Source organism: Pseudomonas sp. B6002, from assembly GCF_013385985.1.
In the GTDB taxonomy this organism is placed as follows: domain Bacteria; phylum Pseudomonadota; class Gammaproteobacteria; order Pseudomonadales; family Pseudomonadaceae; genus Aquipseudomonas.
In genome coordinates this window covers 266,216-266,581 of the sequence record NZ_JACAOY010000006.1, presented here as the reverse complement: position 1 = coordinate 266,581, position 366 = coordinate 266,216, and positions in this window count along the sequence as shown.

Genomic DNA, 366 nt, shown 5'->3' with positions numbered 1-366 from the left:
AGGCGGTGGGTCAGGCGACATCGCTGTTGCCTGTGCCGCCGCTTTCGCAGGCAAGCCAGCTCCCACAGTAGATCTTCGCCGCTGCACAAACCCCTGTGGGAGTTGTCGAGCTTTAGCGAGGCTGCGAAGGCGGTGGGTCAGGCAACATCGCTGTTGCCTGTGCCGCCGCTTTCGCAGGCAAGCCAGCTCCCACAGTGGATCTTCGTTGCGACACAGATCCCCTGTGGGAGTTGTCGAGCTTTAGCGAGGCTGCGAAGGCGGTGGGTCAGGCGACATCTCTATTGCCTGTGCCGCCGCTTTCGCAGGCAAGCCAGCTCCCACAGTAGATCTTCGCCGCGGCACAAACCCCTGTGGGAGTTGTCGAGC